The 18002-nt window shown below is 63.4% G+C and carries 20 protein-coding genes; 14 read left to right on the forward strand and 6 right to left on the reverse strand.

Annotated elements, in window-relative coordinates; all coding sequences use genetic code 11:
* Nucleotides 1-7: 7 nt before the first annotated feature.
* The 5 genes from ACLBXN_RS14995 (at nt 8) to ACLBXN_RS15015 (ending at nt 5031) form a co-directional block, all read left to right on the forward strand.
* Complete coding sequence (locus tag ACLBXN_RS14995; RefSeq protein ID WP_447612656.1) at nt 8-1330, forward strand: sigma-54-dependent transcriptional regulator; 1323 nt, start codon at nt 8-10, stop codon at nt 1328-1330.
* Between the two features lie 67 nt (nt 1331-1397).
* Nucleotides 1398-2510 (forward strand): saccharopine dehydrogenase family protein, encoded by a 1113-nt coding sequence (locus tag ACLBXN_RS15000; protein ID WP_447612657.1) that lies wholly within the window; start codon nt 1398-1400, stop codon nt 2508-2510.
* Nucleotides 2507-3052: a DUF4166 domain-containing protein gene (locus ACLBXN_RS15005; RefSeq protein WP_447612658.1), complete on the forward strand. Its 546-nt coding sequence runs from the start codon at nt 2507-2509 to the stop codon at nt 3050-3052. The genes ACLBXN_RS15000 and ACLBXN_RS15005 overlap by 4 nt, the downstream gene beginning before the upstream one ends.
* On the forward strand, nt 3049-3438 hold the full coding sequence (locus tag ACLBXN_RS15010; protein WP_447612659.1) for a thiol-disulfide oxidoreductase DCC family protein: 390 nt from the start codon (nt 3049-3051) through the stop codon (nt 3436-3438). Before ACLBXN_RS15005 ends, ACLBXN_RS15010 begins: the two co-directional genes overlap by 4 nt.
* A 114-nt stretch (nt 3439-3552) precedes the next feature.
* Nucleotides 3553-5031 (forward strand): RtcB family protein, encoded by a 1479-nt coding sequence (locus ACLBXN_RS15015; RefSeq protein WP_447612660.1) that lies wholly within the window; start codon nt 3553-3555, stop codon nt 5029-5031.
* 155 nt (nt 5032-5186) lie between these two features.
* Here the strand turns inward: ACLBXN_RS15015 and ACLBXN_RS15020 are convergent, their stop codons facing one another.
* From ACLBXN_RS15020 to ACLBXN_RS15040, 5 genes are all read right to left on the reverse strand, one after another.
* Nucleotides 5187-5774 (reverse strand): SRPBCC family protein, encoded by a 588-nt coding sequence (locus ACLBXN_RS15020; protein WP_447612661.1) that lies wholly within the window; start codon nt 5772-5774, stop codon nt 5187-5189.
* Nucleotides 5771-6508, reverse strand: a complete 738-nt coding sequence (locus ACLBXN_RS15025) for a YceI family protein (RefSeq protein WP_447612662.1) — start codon at nt 6506-6508, stop codon at nt 5771-5773. The genes ACLBXN_RS15020 and ACLBXN_RS15025 overlap by 4 nt, the downstream gene beginning before the upstream one ends.
* A complete protein-coding gene (locus ACLBXN_RS15030; protein ID WP_447612663.1) occupies nt 6505-7065 on the reverse strand; it encodes a YceI family protein in 561 nt (186 codons plus the stop codon). Before ACLBXN_RS15030 ends, ACLBXN_RS15025 begins: the two co-directional genes overlap by 4 nt.
* A 124-nt stretch (nt 7066-7189) precedes the next feature.
* Nucleotides 7190-7771 carry a peroxidase-related enzyme gene (locus tag ACLBXN_RS15035; RefSeq protein ID WP_043005093.1) on the reverse strand — a complete coding sequence of 194 codons (582 nt, stop codon included), beginning with the start codon at nt 7769-7771 and terminating at the stop codon, nt 7190-7192.
* A 143-nt stretch (nt 7772-7914) separates the two neighbouring features.
* On the reverse strand, nt 7915-8562 hold the full coding sequence (locus ACLBXN_RS15040; protein ID WP_447612664.1) for a LysE family translocator: 648 nt from the start codon (nt 8560-8562) through the stop codon (nt 7915-7917).
* 116 nt (nt 8563-8678) lie between these two features.
* Between ACLBXN_RS15040 and ACLBXN_RS15045 the strand changes: the two genes are divergently transcribed.
* The 3 genes from ACLBXN_RS15045 to ACLBXN_RS15055 all read left to right on the forward strand — a co-directional run bounded on the left by ACLBXN_RS15045 (nt 8679) and on the right by ACLBXN_RS15055 (nt 10450).
* Nucleotides 8679-9638 (forward strand): LysR substrate-binding domain-containing protein, encoded by a 960-nt coding sequence (locus ACLBXN_RS15045; RefSeq protein ID WP_447612665.1) that lies wholly within the window; start codon nt 8679-8681, stop codon nt 9636-9638.
* 89 nt (nt 9639-9727) lie between these two features.
* Nucleotides 9728-10216, forward strand: a complete 489-nt coding sequence (locus ACLBXN_RS15050) for a DUF6882 domain-containing protein (RefSeq protein ID WP_447612666.1) — start codon at nt 9728-9730, stop codon at nt 10214-10216.
* A gap of 84 nt (nt 10217-10300) precedes the next feature.
* On the forward strand, nt 10301-10450 hold the full coding sequence (locus ACLBXN_RS15055; protein ID WP_043004967.1) for a hypothetical protein: 150 nt from the start codon (nt 10301-10303) through the stop codon (nt 10448-10450).
* 43 nt (nt 10451-10493) lie between these two features.
* On the opposite strand, the gene ACLBXN_RS15060 is transcribed toward ACLBXN_RS15055, so the two are convergent.
* Entirely contained in the window at nt 10494-11090 is a 597-nt protein-coding gene (locus tag ACLBXN_RS15060; RefSeq protein ID WP_043004966.1) for an IMPACT family protein, read from the reverse strand.
* Between the two features lie 176 nt (nt 11091-11266).
* Here ACLBXN_RS15060 and ACLBXN_RS15065 point away from each other — a divergent pair, with 176 nt between their 5' ends.
* The 6 genes from ACLBXN_RS15065 to ACLBXN_RS15090 all read left to right on the forward strand — a co-directional run bounded on the left by ACLBXN_RS15065 (nt 11267) and on the right by ACLBXN_RS15090 (nt 17984).
* Nucleotides 11267-11434, forward strand: a complete 168-nt coding sequence (locus ACLBXN_RS15065) for a hypothetical protein (RefSeq protein WP_196250296.1) — start codon at nt 11267-11269, stop codon at nt 11432-11434.
* Nucleotides 11435-11544: 110 nt separating this feature from the next.
* Nucleotides 11545-12429 carry a helix-turn-helix transcriptional regulator gene (locus ACLBXN_RS15070; protein WP_447612667.1) on the forward strand — a complete coding sequence of 295 codons (885 nt, stop codon included), beginning with the start codon at nt 11545-11547 and terminating at the stop codon, nt 12427-12429.
* A 187-nt stretch (nt 12430-12616) separates the two neighbouring features.
* Nucleotides 12617-14314, forward strand: a complete 1698-nt coding sequence (locus ACLBXN_RS15075) for an FAD-dependent monooxygenase (protein WP_447612668.1) — start codon at nt 12617-12619, stop codon at nt 14312-14314.
* Nucleotides 14315-14326: 12 nt separating this feature from the next.
* Entirely contained in the window at nt 14327-14515 is a 189-nt protein-coding gene (locus tag ACLBXN_RS15080) for a DUF2783 domain-containing protein (protein ID WP_447612669.1), read from the forward strand.
* 217 nt (nt 14516-14732) lie between these two features.
* Nucleotides 14733-15272 carry a PepSY domain-containing protein gene (locus tag ACLBXN_RS15085; RefSeq protein ID WP_447612670.1) on the forward strand — a complete coding sequence of 180 codons (540 nt, stop codon included), beginning with the start codon at nt 14733-14735 and terminating at the stop codon, nt 15270-15272.
* A 237-nt stretch (nt 15273-15509) separates the two neighbouring features.
* Nucleotides 15510-17984, forward strand: a complete 2475-nt coding sequence (locus tag ACLBXN_RS15090) for a YgiQ family radical SAM protein (protein ID WP_447612671.1) — start codon at nt 15510-15512, stop codon at nt 17982-17984.
* Nucleotides 17985-18002: the final 18 nt, after the last annotated feature.

Genomic DNA, 18002 nt, shown 5'->3' on the forward strand with positions numbered 1-18002 from the left:
GCTGCCCATGAACCCTTCCCTCCAAGTCCTGATCGTTGAAGACGATGCCGATGTCGCCATGGCCTGCGAGCAGACCATGCGCCTCGAAGGTCTGGACTGCATCTGCGTGAGCAGTGCCGAGCAGGCGCAAAAGCACCTGTCCCCGGATTTTGCCGGCATCGTGGTCAGCGATATCCGGTTGCCCCAGATGAGCGGCCTTGGGCTGCTGGCCGCCGTCCGCGTGCTGGATGCCGAGCTGCCCGTGATTCTCATCACCGGTCACGGCGATATCTCCATGGCCGTGCAGGCCATGAAGGATGGTGCGGCCGATTTTCTGGAAAAGCCATTTGCGCCCGAACGCCTGGTGGAGGCCGTGCGCCGTGCGTTGGAGCGACGTCGTCTGGTGCTGGAGGTGCGCAGCTTGCGCCAGCAGCTACAAAGTCGGGATGTGTTGCAGCACCAGTTGCTGGGGCGGTCGCTGCCGATGCAGCAGCTGCGCAGTACCTTGCAGAGCCTTGCGGCCAGCGAGGCCGATGTGCTGATCTGGGGTGAAACCGGCACCGGCAAGGAAAGAGTCGCGCGCAGCCTGCACGAGTCCAGCCGGCGCAAAGGCGGCAATTTCGTCGCCATTAACTGCGGCGGCCTGCCGGAAACCCTGTTCGACAGCGAAATGTTCGGCAGCGAGGCCGGGGCCTTCACCGGTGCGGGCAAAAAGCGCGTCGGCAAGATTGAGCATGCCAGCGGCGGCACGCTGTTTCTCGACGAGATCGAGAGCATGCCTTTGGCCATGCAGGCCAAGCTGCTGCGCGTGCTGCAGGAACGAGTGCTGGAGCGTCTTGGATCCAACACGCTCATTCCCGTGGACTGCCGCGTGATTGCGGCAACCAAGGTCGATCTGCTTGAGCTCAGCCGCCAGGGCCTGTTTCGCTCCGATCTCTACTATCGTCTCAATGTGGCGACCGTGAACCTGCCCCCGCTGCGCGAGCGCCGTGAGGATGTTGCGCTGCTGTTCGAGCATTTCGCGCTGCAGGCGGCGGCCCGCCACCAGCGACCAGTGGCCGAGCTGACGCCGCAGCGTCTTCAGACCTTGCTGGCCCACGACTGGCCCGGCAATGTGCGCGAGCTGCGCAACGCGGCCGAGCGCATCACGCTGGGGCTGGATGCCGGCATATCTCCACCCGGCGCCGCGCCCGGGGCCGCTGCTTCGCTGGCTTCGACCATGGAGTCCATAGAGCGCTCCCTGATTTCCGAAGCCCTGCGCAACAACGAAGGCAATCTGACGCGCACGGCTCAGGCGCTGCACACCCCCAAGACCACGCTGCACGACAAGATTCGCAAGCACGGGCTGTGAGCAAGCCATGAAAGCGGCTGCCGCGTTTGGGCTCCAGGGCGGAACTTGCGTCCCGCTACACTGGGGCATGCGTGAATTCAAGGTCATGGTCGTTGGTGCTTATGGCTTCTTCGGCAGTCGCCTGGTTGCCAGGCTGGCCAGACAAAGTGGTCTGCACATCGTGGTGGCAGGGCGCTCGGCTTCTGCGGCGCATGCGCTGCTCGAAGGTCTGGCCCGGGATGCCCGCTCAAGCCTGAGCCATGCGATGCTGGACGTGATGGCTGCGGGGCTGCAAGAGCGGCTCAAGGCCCTGGCGGTGGATGCGCTCATTCACACCTCGGGCCCGTTTCAGGGACAGGACTACCGCGTGGCCCTGGCCTGTGCCCGAGCCGGCGTGCACTATGTGGATCTGGCCGATGGGCGTGAGTTTGTCTGCGGCATAGACCAGCTTGAGCTGCAGGCCAAAGCCGCCGGCGTGCTGCTGCTCAGTGGTGCCAGCTCGGTGCCGGCGCTGTCCTCGGCGGTGGTGGATGCGCTGGCTCGGGGCATGGACCGCGTCGACCATATCGACATCGGCATCAGCCCGGGCAATCGAACGGACAGAGGCCTGTCCACCGTCGCTGCCATCCTCAGCTATTGCGGCAAGCCACTGCCCGGTGCGGGCCAGCAGGCCGTGATCGGCTGGCTGCGCAGCTATGCACATGACTATCCGGCTCCCGTGGGGCGGCGGCTGCTGTCGGCCTGCGATGTGCCCGATCTTGCATTGCTGCCGCTTCGCTATCAGAACTGTTCTGTCAGATTTGGCGCCGGACTTGAGTTGCCGCTTCTGCACCGAGGCATGAACGCCATGGCCTGGCTGGCGCACAAAGGGCTGGTACAGGATTGGTCCACCCATGCGCGCACGCTCAAGCGCATGGCAGACTGGTTCAAGAACCATGGCAGCGATGTGGGCGCCATGCATGTCACCGTCAGCGGGCTGGATGCCCAGGGGCAAGCCAGCCAGCGCAGCTGGGTGCTGACGGCGGGCTCCGGCGACGGGCCTTATGTTCCCACGCTGGCCGCCAGTGCACTGGTGCGCAAGCTGGCAGCAGGTGCAGCGCTGGGACCTGGTGCCCGGCCCTGCATGGGACTGCTGACGCTGCAGGACTTCATGGCCGAGGCTCGGGGGCTGGACATCCGGATGCAGGAGCTGGCCCCATGACGCAGAGCGCTTCCTTGTTTCAGCAGGCCATGGGTGAAGAGTTTGGCAGGCTCGATGCCGCGCTACAGCGCTTTCACTGTCTGCAGGGCGAGCATGAGTTGGAGGGCAGGGTACAGACCGGCGCACCCCGGACGCTGCTGGCCAGGTTGCTGGCCCTGGCCCTGGGTACACCGCGCACGGCCGCTGAGGGGGAGATTCATTTCGAGCTGCAGGCCAGTCCCGAGGCCGAGACCTGGACTCGCATCTTCCCCGAGCAGGTCATGCGCTCCAGCATGCATTTGCACCAGGGCGGCCTGGTCGAACGTCTCGGGCCGGCGCGGCTGTGCTTTGCCCTGCAGGCGGTGGATGGACGGCTGCACATGCGACTGCAGCGCCTGTATTTTCTGGGCATCCCTTGTCCGGGTTGGCTGGCGCCGCGCATCGTGGCCGAGGAAACAGGGGCCGGGCAGCGCTTGCAGTTTCATATCGAGGCGGCCGTGCCGCTGATTGGCGTGGTGGCCAGTTACCGAGGCCATCTGCTGCTGCCCGAGGAGAAAAAATGATTGTGGTCTTCGATGCGCAATGCCTGCTGTGCAACGGCTGGGTGCAGTTTCTGCTCAAGCACGACAAGCAGGGCATTTTTCAGTTTGCAGCCATTCAGGGAGAGGTAGGCGGCAAGCTGCTGGCCGATGCGGGCCTGCGCCTGGAAGGTCTGCAAACCCTGCTGCTGGTGGACGGCAAGCGTTCCTGGCAGCACACCGATGCCATTCTGCGCGTGCTGCACGCGCTGGGCTGGCCCTGGCGCCTGACAGCGCTGTTCCGACTGATACCCGCTGCATTGCGCGATGCGCTCTATCGCCTGATTGCCAGAAACCGCTACCGCTGGTTTGGCAAAAGCGAGCAATGCCTGATGCCGGACCCCGCAGTGGCCGCGCGCTTTCTTGATTGAAGTTCTGATGAAAAGTGCCTTGGCCCATCAAGTGCACTGCAGCCTGTCGGCAACACCGATGCTTGGCGGCCGGGCCGCTAATCATTAGAATCTGCGGCTTACCCATCCTTCCTGATGCTGCTGCTCGAAGGTGCGTTGCATCTCCCAGATTCGGAGATGCGCTGTTGCGTACCTGTTTTTCTCAGCATCATGCCCCATCTTTCCGGGAAGCTTTCCCGACTGCAAAAAGCTCTGTCACGTCAGGGCATCCAGGTCTCCTACCGAGACAATATCTATCAAATCCATAACGAGCAGGCGGCCGCCACGGTTTTGCTGCCTGACAGTCTGCCGCTGGAGCACAAGGCCGTCAGCCAGCTGCTGGACTTTGCCTCGGTCGCCGACCCGCAAGGCCATGGCGCAGTCTGCAAAGCCTGTGCCACGCCGGACTTTCACCCCGGCAGCATTGCGCCAGTGGGGGCTGTGGTGGCGACATCGCCGGATTTCGTGATTCCTGCTGCCATCGGCACGGATATCAACTGCGGCATACGCCTGTTGAGCACGGGCCTGACGCAGGCGCAGGCCGAGCTGCACAAAAGCACCATCGTGCAGCGGCTGACCCGCGTCATCTTGCAGAACGGGCGCGATGTACCCGTGCGCAGCGCAGGCTTCAAGGCATTGTTCGACGAGGGCCCGCATGCTTTTATCGAACACTTGCCCGACGCCGGCCTGTGGCAGGGCGTGAATCGCGATCGCCTGCAAGCCGAACTGGCCGGCTGCGTGGGCCTGCAAGGCTTTGCGGGCCGCAGTCGTTACGCGCCCGAAGCCCTGTTGCAGCCGCGTGAGTTGCTGCGCCCGCCGTCTGCCGCCGACCTGGGCAGCGGCAATCATTTTCTGGAGTTCTGCGTGGTCGATGAGATTTTCGATCGCCTCGCCGCCTATGCGGCAGGGCTCAAGAAGGGGGATGTCACGGTGATGATCCATACCGGCTCGCGCGATGTCGGCTTTTATGTCGGCCGCCGCTGGATGGATCTGGCCAGGCAGCAATGGCCGCAGGGCATCAAACACCCGCGGCACGGCCTGTATGGTCTGAGCGGTGCGCTGGCGCAGGATTACCTGCAGGCCATGGGCGTGGCCGCGCGCTATGCATGGTTCAACCGCATGGCGCTGGCCGAGCTGGTGCGCAAACAACTGGAGGACATTGCCGCGCCCGATGCATCGCGCCTGATTGTGGATGTGCCGCACAACGTCGTGATGACCGAAGGCGAGTTCAATGTGCACCGCAAGGGCTCGACCCCGGCGCACGACGGCCAGTGGGCGCTGATTCCGGGCTCCATGGGCGACTACTCCTTCCTTGTCAAGGGCCTGGGCCATGAAGACTGGCTGCAATCGTGCAGCCACGGTGCAGGTCGGCAGGTGCGGAGACAGGACACACGCCGCATGAAGCAGCCGCTGATCGAGTCCATGTGGCAGTGCATTACGCTGCGCGAGGAGCGCTTGATCGAGGAGGCCCCAGGCGCCTACAAACCCGTGGGACCGGTGCTGCAGGCGCAGGAGGAGGCGGGGCTGATCCGGGCGAGCCTGAGATTGAAGCCTTGGCTGACTTTCAAGGCCTGAAAACTCCATGGCTGTCGGCGCTTGATGAACGAATGCCGGCAGTCATTGCTTCCCGGCGGCCAGGCAAATCGCTCTTGCAGGCTTGGATGCGCTCTGGACTGCTTTGGCGGATCGTCACGGAAAATCCTGTACTCCTCGCAATGAGTGGCTTTGCGCTAATTTTTTGATGGCGGGTTGCCGCTTCCGAGGTTCAATGCCTCGCGACGCAGGATTTCATCCACCAGCGCCTTGAACTGGCGCGTCAGTAGTTGGCGCACCACCGCTTTTCCGAGCAGCGGGGGTATGGTGAACGCGGGAACCAGGCGGCCGCTGTAGCTCAGGCGCACGCGGCCGTCCGCCAGGGGTTCGAGGGTATAGCTGCCGTCCATCTGCTTGAGATTTCCGCCAACCGCATGGGCGATGATGCGCTGAGGCGGCCATTCGTTCACAGCCAGTCTGATTTCGATGGCCTGGCGAAAGAACAGAAATCCCAGGCTGCCTTTCTGCTCCACCAGCACCTGGTTGCCGTTGCGTTGCAGCACGCGAGAGCTGTGCATTCCGGGCACAAATTCGGCCAGATGCTCGTAGTCGGAAATCACGCTCCAGGCAGTGGCCGGCCTGACCTGCATGATGGCCGAGGCGTTTACCAGCACGGCTTCATCCTGCTCGGCGGTCTCGATCTGCAATTGCTGTGCCGACACCATCGGGCCGCAGCAGAGCAGCAGCAGCGCTGCGCTCGGGGCACGCCAACTCACCGCTCTCATGATCCGGATTCCCGCTTCATTGGGTCGGCGCGCACGTCGAAGCTCAGATCGAGCCGGTCCCGGACCTGGATGGCGCCGCCCAGGATCGAAAAAGGTGTGATGCCGAAGTCTGACTGATCGATGCTCAGCGCTCCGCTGATACGAATAGCTCCTTGCTCCCTACCAATCCGGGCCGGCACTCTCAGGCTGCGCGTGACGCCGTGGACTGTAAGAGCCATGGCCAGCATGACCTCGCCGTCCGCATCCGGGGTGGTGCGCACCTGGACGCGTGCAAACGGATGGAGCTGGGTCTGCAGCACCTTGCTCAGCATATTGGTGCGGGTCCCCTCGATATCGGCGGCGCTGGGCTGGGTGTCCAGGCCCGCACCGGCACGCAGAGCGGGTTCGTCGACCGAGAGACCGTCCAGCGCCACATACAGGTCAGCCCGGCCCAGCTGGGGCGCCACATAGCCTTGCAGCTGCCGGCTGGCAATCACATGATCGTGCCCCAGGCTGGCCAGGGCGCCAGCGCGACGCACGGTGATGGAGACCAGCGAACGTGAGGAGGTTACCTTCAGTACTTCCTGACCGCTGGCTGCGGCCTGTTCGTAGAAGGCTGCTGGAAAGTCCGCAGGCCTTGCCTGCGGGCTGGCAGGCTGCGCTTTTTCCAGCCCCGGTTGGGAACATCCCGCAACCAGGGTCATAAGGGTTATCAGTGCCGTCAGTACCGCAATCAGCGGTCTGAGGGCCTTCATGGCAGCTCGCGCAGCCGGGCGCGAAATTTCACTTTCACCTCGTCGCCCACGGCATCGCTGCTTTGCCACTGTCCCGTGCCTATGCCGAAGAGGGTGCGGCGGGTAAGGAATTCCCCTTCGAGCAGGCGCTCCTCGGGCTTCCAGCTGAAAGGCAGCGCAAGCGGCTGCCGAACACCTTTCAGAAGCAGCGTGCCGCGTGCCAGATGGCGGTCAGTGCCCGCCGTGCCGAGGATTTCGCGGGTATCAAAGACTGCTTCGGGGTAGCGGGCAAAGTCAAACCAGTCCTTGCCGGCAATGGCCTGGTTGATGTCCTTGCTGTTCATGTCAGCGCTGCTGACGCGAATGCGGACGTTCAGGTGACTGTCGGCAGCTTGCTGCGGGTCGAAATCAAAGCGAATGCTGAAGTCTTTGAATACCCCCGTCACCGGCGTTTTCTCGAAGGTGGCAGTGAACTCCAGCCGGTTGTCAGGCCCTGGCTCGAGTTGCCAGGTGGCAGCATGAGCCGTTGTGGCGCTGAACGCCGCCAGCACGGCGAGGCAGCAAACGGTTTTTCGCATCTTGATAGGCCTCCGGCAAGCAGCGCTTTGCCGGGTCGGCCGCTGCTCTGCCCGGGATGATGCGCCATTCCTGCGCCTGTTGCACCGGTTGCAGCCAACGAGTTACTGCCTGTTGCCGGTGGCTTCAGGCCTTTTTCTCGCGCGGCACGCGACCCATGAGATAGAACTCAGGATTGGGCTGCATGCCCGCAAAGCTGGCCATGCGGTTGGACAGGCCGAAGAAGGCGGTGATGGCCGCGATGTCCCAGATATCCTCGTCGTCAAAGCCGTGGGGATAGAGCGCTTCGTGGTCGGCATCGTCGATGTCCTGGCTGTGCAGGCAGACCTTCATGGCAAAGTCCAGCATCGCCCGTTCGCGCGGACTGATATCGGCCTTGCGGTAGTTGACGGCTATCTGATCGGCAATCAGCGGCTTTTTCTCGTGAATGCGCAAGATGGCGCCATGGGCCACCACGCAGAACAGACACTGGTTGGCGGCACTGGTGGCCGTGACGATCATCTCGCGCTCGCCCTTGCTCAGGCTGCCTTCCTCCTTGAGCATCAGCGCATCGTGGTAGGCAAAGAAGGCCCGCCACTCGGCCGGCCGACGCGCAAAGGCCAGAAACACATTGGGGATGAAGCCGGTTTTTTCCTGCACTTCGGCAATGCGCTGCCTGATGTCTTGCGGCAGGGTGTTCAGATCGGGAAAGGGGTAGCGATTCTTCATGGTGCTGGTCTCCTCTGGCTTTTTCACTGATGCCGACCAAGCATGGCATGGGTGAGCGCTCCAAAGCTGTCGTTTACGTTGCAGATACTGCTATCGAACACCTTGTTGGTCTTAAACCCTTTCATATCAATTGCAAGCAGCTATCAAAATTGAATTTGCCGTGTGGTGCTGGCACCGATCAGCAACCCACCCAGGCCCATGAGCACAATGCCCAGACTGCGGTCCACCCAGGGGCGCACAGCCTGTATCCTGAGTTGCAGCACCGGGGTCGAGAAAAAGCAGGCGACCAGCGCAAACCACAGCACATGGGTCAGGGCGATGAAGAGTCCGTAGGCCAGCTGGCTGGTCATGGGCACGGCAGGGCCTGCGACCTGCATGAACAGACTGATGATGAAGAGCGCGGTCTTGGGATTGAGCACGTTGGTCAGAAAACCCAGTGCAAAAAGCGAGAGGCCGGCAGCATGCCCGGTTGCAGCGCCGCAGGCAGGCTTTGACGAACCTTCGCTGGCATGGCTGGCGCCGCGCCATAGAGAAATTCCCAGCCAGACCAGATAGGCTGCACCCGCATATCTGAGCAGGTCGAACAGCCAGGGCAGGCGCTGCAGGACCAGGCCCAGTCCCAGCAGGGCATAGGTGACATGGATCAGCACACCGCTGCCAATGCCCAGCGCTACCCAGAGACCTGCACGGCGCGATTCCATCAGGCTGGTGCGGGTGACCAGGGCGAAGTCGGCGCCGGGGCTGATGACGGCAAGAGAGGTGACAAGAATCACGGTAGGCCAGGCGTTCATGCTATGCGTTTGGTTGAGTTTAAATTGCTGTTTGTTCGATGGCTCTGCTGCAGGAGAATGGCAGGCAGCGCTCTATGGTCCTGAACTCTAGGTCGGTCACAGCTTTTTGAATAACGATGATTTCTCAAGAAAATAGTGAATCTGGCTCACAGATGAACATGGTCGGTCCACAGCGCATGCCGTCGCTGGTGGCCTTGCGCTGCTTTGAAGCCGCAGCGCGGCTGGAGAGCTTCAGCCGCGCTGCCGATGAGCTGCATCTGACCCATGGCGCCATCAGCCGTGCGGTGCGCGCGGTGGAGCAGGAGCTGGGGGCGCCGCTGTTCGAGCGCCGCAATCGCCGTGTGTTTCTCAATGCCGCAGGCCGCTTGTTGTTCGATGGCGTCCATGCCGGGCTGGCACAGATGGCACGCGCGGCAGAAGCGGTGCGCCGGCAGGTGGCCGACAGGCCTTTGCTGCTGTCCTGCGAGCCCACGCTGCTCATGCGCTGGCTGATTCCGCGCTGGGGCGACTTCCAGGCTCGCTACCCGCAGCACACCGTGCATCTGGTCGCAGGCGGCGGCGCCGTCGAATGGGGGCACGGCATCGATCTGGCCATACGCCGCAACGACTTCGACTGGGGGCGTAACGTCCATGTACAGCCTTTGTGCGCAGAGCGCATGGGGCCGGTCTGCCAGCCGGACCGGCTGGAGCAGTTCTTTGCCTCGAAGGCGGATGGCAGTCTGGAGCTGCGGGGTGGCGCGGCGCTGTTGCACAGCAGGACGCGCCCCGGGGCCTGGGCGGATTGGTGTCAATCTGTGTCTCTTCAGCTCCCGATGCAGCTGGGGCAGGCACCAACAGCCGGCGCTCTGGTGCTTGAGCATTTCTACTTGAGCCTGCAGGCCGCCGCAGCGGGTCTGGGCGTGGCCATGGGCCCGCAGTTGCTGGCGCAGGACGATATCGCTGCCGGGCGGTTGGTGGCGCCGCTGGGCTTTGTGCCGGACGGCTCGCAATACTGTCTGCTGGCCCCGCAAGTCTGGGTTGCCGGTTCGGTGCAGCAGCTTCTGGCCGACTGGATAGCGCTGCAGATGAAGAACTGAGCGCACGCCTGCGGGGGCATAGGGTTCCAGGCCCTGGCATGCCCGCTTCTTGCCTGACAATGCGCTCTGTTGAAAAGCATGGATACGCGATGAGCAACGACGAACAAACCACCGACTGGTCCGCCTGGAGCCGTGAGGCCGTTGAAATGATGCAGGCCCGCAATGCCGAATGGCCCCGGCAGTTCGGCCTGGAGGGCAGCCCCAGGTACCGCTGGGATCTCGAACGTGCGCTGCTGGCACTGGAAGCTCCGCTGCATGAGGTGGTTGCCACGGTCTGCCTGGTGGGCACCAGCAGCGAGCAGGACGGCAGCTTTGTCTGGAGCTGGGCCAACGAAGCCGTTCCCAGACAGCACGGCGAAGCGCTGGAGGTGGTGCATGAATTCGGTCGCCAGAACCAGCTGGCGCTGCTGACCACGGCCAGGATTCCCGGCGGCCGTCCCGAGGCCATGGAATGCCTGTGCATTGCCGCCCGCCTGCAGCGCGCCGTGGGCACCTTCATCGACCAGCAGGGCGATGTGACCCTGTATTTCACCTTGCTGCACCTGCAGGTGGCGGCCGAGCAGCAGCCTGCCAATTGAGAGCTGCAGAAAAGATTGTTGACAGAATTCGGGCGGGATCGCCTATAGACTGGCACTCCGAAAAATCAGAAAAAGGTCCAACCCATGAAAACCATGTTTGCGCTGGCTGCGGCCCTGTGGGTGCTCAGCGGCTGCGCGGTCTATGACGGCCGCGGCGGGTATTACGACGATGGCTACAAAAAGCCCCATCCCCATGGCTGCCCTCCGGGCCAGGCCAAAAAAGGCAATTGCTGATAAGGCTGCTGAAAAAACCCGCTCAGGCGGGTTTTTTTGCGTCCTATAGCTCGTCGGGCTTGAGCCAGCCAATGCGGCCCTGGCCGCTTTCATTGAGGGTGCTGACAAACTGGGCAGCATCGGCCTCGGGCATCTGCAGCGTGAAGCGCACCAGAGAGCCATGATCGACCTCCAGCAACTCCGCGCCCGCTGTATCGGCCATGCGCCGCACCAGACCTTCCAGCGGATAGGGGGCCGTGCACTGCAAGGTCTGCATGCGTTGAATGGCGACTTTTTCGGCCTGCAGCAAGGCCTGTGCCACGGCATCGGTATAAGCGCGCACCAGTCCGCCGGCGCCGAGCTTGACGCCGCCAAAATAGCGCACCACGGTAGCCAGCACGCCTTCCAGGTCCTGATGGCGCAGCACATCCAGCATGGGGCGGCCTGCCGTGCCGCTGGGCTCGCCGTCATCCACGGCGGCCGATTGACCGCCTGCCAGCAGGGCCCAGCAGACATGGGCCGCGCCCGGATGCTCGCGCCAGAGTGCATCCACCACGGCCTGTGCGCTGGCCCGGTCCGTCATCGGCTGCACGCAGCCGATGAAGCGGCTTTTCTTGATGATGAGTTCGCTGGAGACGGGAGCACGAAGGGTCTGAGGCATAGCGGCGGCAGCATAACCGCAAAGTCGAGGCCGAGCAGCGTGGCCCGATGATGGCAGTTGTGACATATCCATGACACGACGACGCGGCCTGTGGGGATTGCTCGACAGTGTCCTTAAGCCAATTCCTACAGGAGCGGCCCGCTTCGAGCCTTAAGCTTTGAGCAAAGGAGGCCATCATGAACCATCCGCACCCAGAGTCCCTGAGCGAACATACTTTTGGCCGCGAACACTTCACGCCGCCTCCGCTGGCCCAGGAGCTGGCAGAGCCTCAGGCCCTGCAGGCTGCGGCTCCCGAAGACGAATGGGAGCTGCTGCAGCGCATACGCAATGTGGGCGAGTGGTAGGGCGCCAGAGCCAGGCCGCATTTTCTGCTTCAAGCCAGACCGGCCGCTCCTGAAAGGACAGCCGGTTTTTCCTGTCTGCAGCCGCGCTGCAGCGGCGAGAATCGCGGTCTATGACTGCCTGCTCCGCGCCGTTTCCCGATTCCTCTCACTGGATGCTGCTGCCGGCTGCCGCGCAGGCAGCTCAGCTGCCCGTGGCTCTGGCCGATGTGACGGCCATGATGGAAAGAGTGGGGCGCAGCAGCAGCGATGCCGTGGCCGAGCAGATCCTGCAGTTGCTGGGGCGCCATGTGCCGCTGGCGCAGTGCACGATCTTCTCCTTCCAGGGCATGGCCAGGCCGCGCGTGGTGGGTATGGGTGACAGGGCGCGCACGGGGGCGCTGCCCATGATCTCTCAGGATTACAGCGAACGCTTCTATCCGCTCGACGGCTCGCAGCGCGTGATGCAGGCCGAGCTGGAACGCCTTGCCAGGGACCCGCATGCCAAGCCACGCGTCTGGCTGCATCGCCAGGGCCCGCGCGATGTGCAGCATCCCGAATACCGTCATGTCTGCTATGAGCTGCCGCGCATCGCCGAGCGGCTGTCGCTGCTGATGCTGCAGGAAAACGCGCGCTGGCTCTCCGTGAACCTGTACCGAGGCGAGGAGCACGGTTGCTTCGACGCCTCAGCCATTGCCCGGATCGAGGCTTTCGCGCCCCTGGTAATGCAGGCCATGCGCCTGCATTACGCGGGGCAGACGCTGCAGGACGACCTGGTCGGGCTGGTGCTGGCGCGACTGGCAAGGCGCTTCGAGCAACTGACGCCGCGCGACCTCGATGTGGTGCGGGCGCTGGCCCAGGGCCTGGATGCCGATGCGCTGGCGCAGCGCCTGGGCATTACCGTCAACAGTGCACGCACCTATGTCAAACGCGTCTGCGCCAAGCTGGGCGTGCAGGGGCAGCGCGAGCTGTTTGCGCTGCTGATGGAGCCTGCTGAAGCTGTCGATGGTCAACTTTGATAGCCCCCATCGATTGATGGGAAAGGGGCAGAGGCCGATTTCATTGAAATTTGACTTGGGATAGATGTTGTCTCCATCTGGTGACATTGGCGGCGGGTTGCTTTTCTACACTGCATTGCAAGCCAGACCGCAAAGGGGATGAAAGCGCACCGGTTTGACCACGACAGCGCCCCCAGGAGACAAGAACATGCACCAGCCATTTGCCGAGCCACGCCGCTCCATCTACTACCAGTACCAGGTGCACCAGCCCTGGCTTGCCTCCCGGCATCCGGGCGAGCAAAACCACCCCATCGTCATCGTCGGCACCGGCCCCGTGGGCCTGACCACGGCGCTGGAGATTGCCCGCCACGGCCAGCGCTGCGTGGTGCTGGAGTCCGAGCTGCAGGTGTCCGAAGGCAGCCGTGCCATCGTGTTCACGCGCCGCTCCATGGAAATCCTGCAACAGGTGGGCGTGGCACAGCGCGTGACGGAGACCGGACTGCCCTGGTGCTACGGCAACAGCATCTATCGCGGCCAGCGCGTGTTTCGCATGGAGAACGCGCGTGCCGACGACGACCGCTTTTTTCCCATGATCAATCTGCAGCAGCAGTACCTGGAGGAATACCTGGTCGATGCAGCGCAGGCCAACCCGCTGATCGAGCTGCGCTGGGGCAATCGCGTGAACAAGGTCGAGCAAAAGGGCGAGCAGATTTTGGTGGAAGTGGACACCCCAGAAGGCAGCTACGAGTTGCGGGCCGACTGGCTGGTGGCCTGCGACGGCGCGCGCTCCGGGATTCGCACGGCCATGAATCTATTGATGGAAGGCGCCTCCTACGAGGGCCGCTTCGTGATCGCCGACATCCGCATCGACCTGCCCCTGCCCACCGAGCGCCTCGCATTCTTCGATCCCACCTGGAACCCGGGCAACACCATCCTCATGCACCGCGAGCCGCATGGCATCTGGCGTGTGGACTACCAGCTGCCTGCCGGCGAAGATCCCGAGGATGCGCTCAGGCCCGAGTCGCTGAAGGCGCGCATCGATGCTCAGCTGGAGATGATCGGCTTTGGCGGCACGCCCTGGGAGATGGACTGGAGCTCCGTCTACTCGGCCCGCGCGCTGACCCTGCCCGACTATGTGCATGGCCGCGTGATCTTTGCGGGCGACGCCGCCCATATGCTGCCCATCTTCGGCGTGCGCGGCGCCAATACCGGTTTTCAGGATGCCCAGGGCCTGGGCTGGCGTCTGGCACTCGTCGCCAAGGGCGCGGCCAGCGCCGCGCTGCTGCAAAGCTATAGCAGCGAGCGCGTGGGTGCGGCCCGCGAGATTGTGGAGGAGGCCGGCAAGAGCACGCGTTTCATGGCCCCGCCGAGCAGAGGCTTCAGACTGCTGCGCGATGCCGTGCTGTCCCTGTCGCTGAGCCAGCCCTTTGTCGGCCCGCTCTACCACTGGCGAACTTCGCGCCCGCATGAGTACGGCAGCTCGCCGCTCAACAGCATGGGCGACGACAATCTGCTGTTCAAGGCCGGCCCCGCCCACGGCGCGCCGCCTCTGAACGTACGCTTTGCGCCGGACAGCTATCTGCTTGACCACCTGGGTGGCGGCTTCGATCTGCTGTATTTCACGAACGGCAAGGTGATACCCGCCGAGCTGCAAGCGGTCGTGGCCGGGATAAGGGCTCGCGGCATCGGCGTGCGCCTGATTGCCGTCAGCAGCCAGGCCGTCAGCGCGATACAGGGTGCCGATCTGGTGCTCGACGACAGCGAGGGCCGTTGCCGCGCCCGTTATGGCGTGATGGCCGATGGCGCTGCCTATCTGCTGCGTCCCGATCAACATGTCTGTGCGCGCTGGATGGCGCTGGACGCCAATCGCCTGCAAGCGGCATTCAAGGCGGCCCTGCCCGCCTGAGGAGAGATGCAAATGAACCCAACCACTCTTGATATCGCCGGTCTGGAGACCGTGTATGACCAGCTGGCTGTCGCCATCGATGCCGTGGGCGCGGACAAGTCCGAGCTGCTGCTGGTCAAGCTGGCGCTGCTGGCCGCCAATCGGCTGGGTGACGCCGGCCAGTTCGGCGAGTTGATTACCGCAGCCCAGCGCGATCTGTAACAGCGACAGCGGCCTGTTTTCGATCCGATTGCAGCCCGCCAAGGCCCGGCCCTGGCGGGCTGTTTGCATGGGACTCTTGAATTTCATAGCGACAAAGCTTTGTCTGGCAAAGGCTTTGCATGGATTTTCTGAAAGTCGATACGGCTTGATTTCTGACAAGCCAGAGCCCCGGAATAGGGGCAGACTGCAAGGGTCGCCACTGTCGGAGGATGGGTTCATGAGATTGCGTTCCAGCACCTTGCTGCTAGCTGCCACCCTGAGCCTGTACGGATGGAGCGCAGCTCCGGCCCTGGCAAAGTCGGCTGCCGAATGGCTGGCCCTGACCGGCGCCGTGCAGATCGGCCTGACCCAGGCCGTCGAGAAAGCCCAGGCCGTCGTTTCCGGAAACGCGATAGACGCCGAGCTGGAAGAGGGCAAGAAAGGCGCCGCTCCTTATTACGCGGTCACCCTGGTGTCGCCCGCGAACGAGGAAATCAGGCTGCGTGTGAATGCCAGCACCGGCGATGCCGCCGTGGAGAAGAACAAGGGACGGGCCGAGGCCAAGCATGTCAAGCGCCTGGCCGATACCCGGATCACGCTGGCGCAGGCGGTCGATGCCGCCGTTGCCTCCTTGCCGGGCAAGCCGCTGGAGGCCCAGCTGGATTCGGACTGGGGCAGGACCAGCTACAAGGTCAAGTTGCTGCGGGCCGACCAGACGGTCATGAAGCTCCGGCTGGACCCGGTCACAGGTGCCGTCACGGGCCAGGAAAAGGATTGAGGCAGCGTGGCGGCGGGATTTTGGTGCTATTAATAAGTGAGTATGTGGCGCTTGTCAATCAAAGGTTTAAGGTACGTTAAGCATTGAATTTCAATGGTCGCAAGCGCTGCCTGCTATGAAGTTCAGAGTTTCAGCCCTGTTTTCGCAAGACCTTGCTCGTGCAAGGCCGAGGGCGGAAAAGTACACTGACGGGTTCTTTCTCCGCATAGGCCATGAGGCCATATAAAGCCCATCCACATGAACGCCCCGGTTGATGTTTCCTTTTTCCATCGCGATGCCAAGCCGCTGACCAGCTACAAGCCGTACTGGGCCAAGCGCTTTGGCCCGGCGCCGTTCCTGCCCATGAGTCGTGCGGAGATGGATCAGCTCGGCTGGGACAGCTGCGACATCATTCTGGTCACGGGCGATGCCTATGTGGACCACCCGAGTTTCGGCATGGCCGTCATCGGTCGCGTGCTGGAGGCGCAAGGCTTTCGCGTGGGCATCATCGCCCAGCCCGACTGGACCAGCGCCGAGGCCTTCAAGGCCCTGGGCAAGCCCAATCTGTTCTGGGGCGTGACGGCCGGCAACATGGACTCGATGATCAACCGTTACACGGCTGATCGCAAGATTCGCAGCGACGATGCCTACACCCCCGGCGATGTGGCCGGCAAGCGCCCCGACCGCGCGGCCATCGTTTACAGCCAGCGCTGCCGCGAGGCCTACAAGGATGTGCCCATCGTGCTGGGCGGCATCGAGGGCTCGCTGCGTCGCATTGCCCACTACGACTACTGGAGCGACAAGGTGCGTCGCTCCATCGTGGTGGACAGCAAATGCGACATCCTGCTCTACGGCAATGCCGAACGTGCCCTGGTCGAAGTGGCGCACCGCATCGCGGCGCGCGAACCGGTAGAGCAGATCACCGATGTGCGCGGTACTTCGTTCTTTCGCCGTGCTTCGGAGGAAGGCTGGTTCGAGGTCGACTCCACCACGGTGGACGAACCCGGCGAAGTAGAGCCCCATATCAACCCCTATATGACGACCAGCGAGCAGGCAGAGGCCCAGGGCCAGAGCTGCTCCAAGGAAGATGCCGCGAAATCGGAAGCGGACGCCCCCAATGACGGCGCATCGGTAGCCAAGGTCCAGCCCATCCAGTTCGTGCCCAATCTTTCGCTGCGCAGCAAATCCAAGCTGCCCCCGCGCGAGCGCACCGTGCTGCGCCTGCCCAGCTACGAAGAGGTCAAGAGCGATCCGATTCTGTACGCCCACGCCAATCGCGTTCTGCATCTGGAGACCAACCCCGGCAATGCCCGTGCGCTGGTCCAGGCCCATGGCGAGGGAGCCACGGCGCGCGATGTGTGGATGAACCCGCCACCCATTCCTCTGACCACGGCCGAGATGGACTGGGTTTTCGGTCTTCCCTACGCCCGCAGCCCGCATCCCGTCTATGCCGACGAAAGCGGTAGCCACGAAGGCGCGACCAAGATTCCGGCCTGGGAGATGATTCGCACTTCGGTGAACATCATGCGCGGCTGCTTCGGCGGCTGCACCTTCTGCTCCATCACCGAGCACGAGGGTCGCATCATCCAGAGCCGCTCGGAAGACTCCATCATCCAGGAGCTCGAGGAGATCCGCGACAAGGTCAAGGGCTTTACCGGCACCATCTCCGACCTGGGCGGGCCCACGGCCAATATGTATCGCCTGGGCTGCAAGAGCCCGCAGATCGAGGCCGCCTGCCGCAAGCCCAGCTGCGTATTCCCCGGCATCTGCCAGAACCTGCATACCGACCACGGGCCGCTGATCAAGATCTACCGCCGCGCGCGCAAGCTGCCCGGCATCAAGAAGATCCTGATCGGCTCGGGTCTGCGCTACGACCTGGCCGTGAAGTCGCCCGAGTACGTCAAGGAACTGGTCCAGCACCATGTGGGTGGCTATCTGAAGATCGCGCCCGAGCACACCGAGCAAGGCCCGCTGACCAAGATGATGAAGCCGGGCATCGGCAGCTATGACAAGTTCAAGCAGCTGTTCGAGAAGTTCAGCGAAGAGGCCGGCAAGAAGCAGTTCCTGATTCCCTATTTCATCGCCGCCCACCCGGGCACCAGCGATGAAGACATGATGAATCTGGCCATCTGGCTCAAGAAGAACGGCTTCCGCGCCGACCAGGTGCAGACCTTCTATCCCAGCCCCATGGCCACGGCGACGGCCATGTACCACAGCGGCCGCAATACGCTGACCAAGGTGCGCCGGCAGATGCGCGACGAGGACGAAGAGCGCGTGGACATCGTGCGCGGTGAAAAGCGCCGACGTCTGCACAAGGCTTTTCTGCGCTATCACGACCCCAACAACTGGCCGCTGCTGCGCGAGGCGCTCAAGACCATGGGTCGTGCCGATCTGATCGGCAACGGCAAGCAGCATCTGATTCCGACCTTCCAGCCTCTGGTCGACGGCAGCTATCAGAGTGCCCGCAAGAAGAACAGCACCTCGTCCAAGAGCGGTGGCGGCATCGGCTACACCACCAACAAGGATGGCAAGGCCGTGGCCGTGCGTCGTCGCCAGGATGATGCAGGCCTTGAGCCCAAGGGGGATGTGCGCTTTCGCAGCAGCCAGCCCCAACCGGGCAAGATGCTGACCCAGCACACGGGTCTGCCTCCGCGTGCCGGTGTGACGGGCAAGGCCAGGCCTGGAGCCAGGCCGGCGAAGCCTGCGGGTCAGGCTTCGCGCAAGCCGCGCTGATGCCAGCAGCCTGAGTGC

The sequence above is a fragment of the Comamonas sp. C24C genome (assembly GCF_053345995.1).

Bases quoted from the DNA above. Each gene is read 5' to 3' on its own strand.
- ACLBXN_RS15045 (WP_447612665.1), top strand. From the start codon at position 8,679: ATGATTTCTCAAGAAAATAGTGAATCTGGCTCACAGATGAACATGGTC.
- ACLBXN_RS15070 (WP_447612667.1), top strand. From the start codon at position 11,545: ATGACTGCCTGCTCCGCGCCGTTTCCCGATTCCTCTCACTGGATGCTG.
- ACLBXN_RS15050 (WP_447612666.1), top strand. From the start codon at position 9,728: ATGAGCAACGACGAACAAACCACCGACTGGTCCGCCTGGAGCCGTGAG.
- ACLBXN_RS15030 (WP_447612663.1), bottom strand. From the start codon at position 7,065: ATGCGAAAAACCGTTTGCTGCCTCGCCGTGCTGGCGGCGTTCAGCGCC.
- ACLBXN_RS15025 (WP_447612662.1), bottom strand. From the start codon at position 6,508: ATGAAGGCCCTCAGACCGCTGATTGCGGTACTGACGGCACTGATAACC.
- ACLBXN_RS15000 (WP_447612657.1), top strand. From the start codon at position 1,398: ATGCGTGAATTCAAGGTCATGGTCGTTGGTGCTTATGGCTTCTTCGGC.
- ACLBXN_RS15015 (WP_447612660.1), top strand. From the start codon at position 3,553: ATGCTGCTGCTCGAAGGTGCGTTGCATCTCCCAGATTCGGAGATGCGC.
- ACLBXN_RS15080 (WP_447612669.1), top strand. From the start codon at position 14,327: ATGAACCCAACCACTCTTGATATCGCCGGTCTGGAGACCGTGTATGAC.
- ACLBXN_RS15020 (WP_447612661.1), bottom strand. From the start codon at position 5,774: ATGAGAGCGGTGAGTTGGCGTGCCCCGAGCGCAGCGCTGCTGCTGCTC.
- ACLBXN_RS15060 (WP_043004966.1), bottom strand. From the start codon at position 11,090: ATGCCTCAGACCCTTCGTGCTCCCGTCTCCAGCGAACTCATCATCAAG.
- ACLBXN_RS15065 (WP_196250296.1), top strand. From the start codon at position 11,267: ATGAACCATCCGCACCCAGAGTCCCTGAGCGAACATACTTTTGGCCGC.
- ACLBXN_RS15090 (WP_447612671.1), top strand. From the start codon at position 15,510: ATGAACGCCCCGGTTGATGTTTCCTTTTTCCATCGCGATGCCAAGCCG.
- ACLBXN_RS15005 (WP_447612658.1), top strand. From the start codon at position 2,507: ATGACGCAGAGCGCTTCCTTGTTTCAGCAGGCCATGGGTGAAGAGTTT.
- ACLBXN_RS15055 (WP_043004967.1), top strand. From the start codon at position 10,301: ATGAAAACCATGTTTGCGCTGGCTGCGGCCCTGTGGGTGCTCAGCGGC.
- ACLBXN_RS15040 (WP_447612664.1), bottom strand. From the start codon at position 8,562: ATGAACGCCTGGCCTACCGTGATTCTTGTCACCTCTCTTGCCGTCATC.
- ACLBXN_RS14995 (WP_447612656.1), top strand. From the start codon at position 8: ATGAACCCTTCCCTCCAAGTCCTGATCGTTGAAGACGATGCCGATGTC.
- ACLBXN_RS15010 (WP_447612659.1), top strand. From the start codon at position 3,049: ATGATTGTGGTCTTCGATGCGCAATGCCTGCTGTGCAACGGCTGGGTG.
- ACLBXN_RS15075 (WP_447612668.1), top strand. From the start codon at position 12,617: ATGCACCAGCCATTTGCCGAGCCACGCCGCTCCATCTACTACCAGTAC.
- ACLBXN_RS15035 (WP_043005093.1), bottom strand. From the start codon at position 7,771: ATGAAGAATCGCTACCCCTTTCCCGATCTGAACACCCTGCCGCAAGAC.
- ACLBXN_RS15085 (WP_447612670.1), top strand. From the start codon at position 14,733: ATGAGATTGCGTTCCAGCACCTTGCTGCTAGCTGCCACCCTGAGCCTG.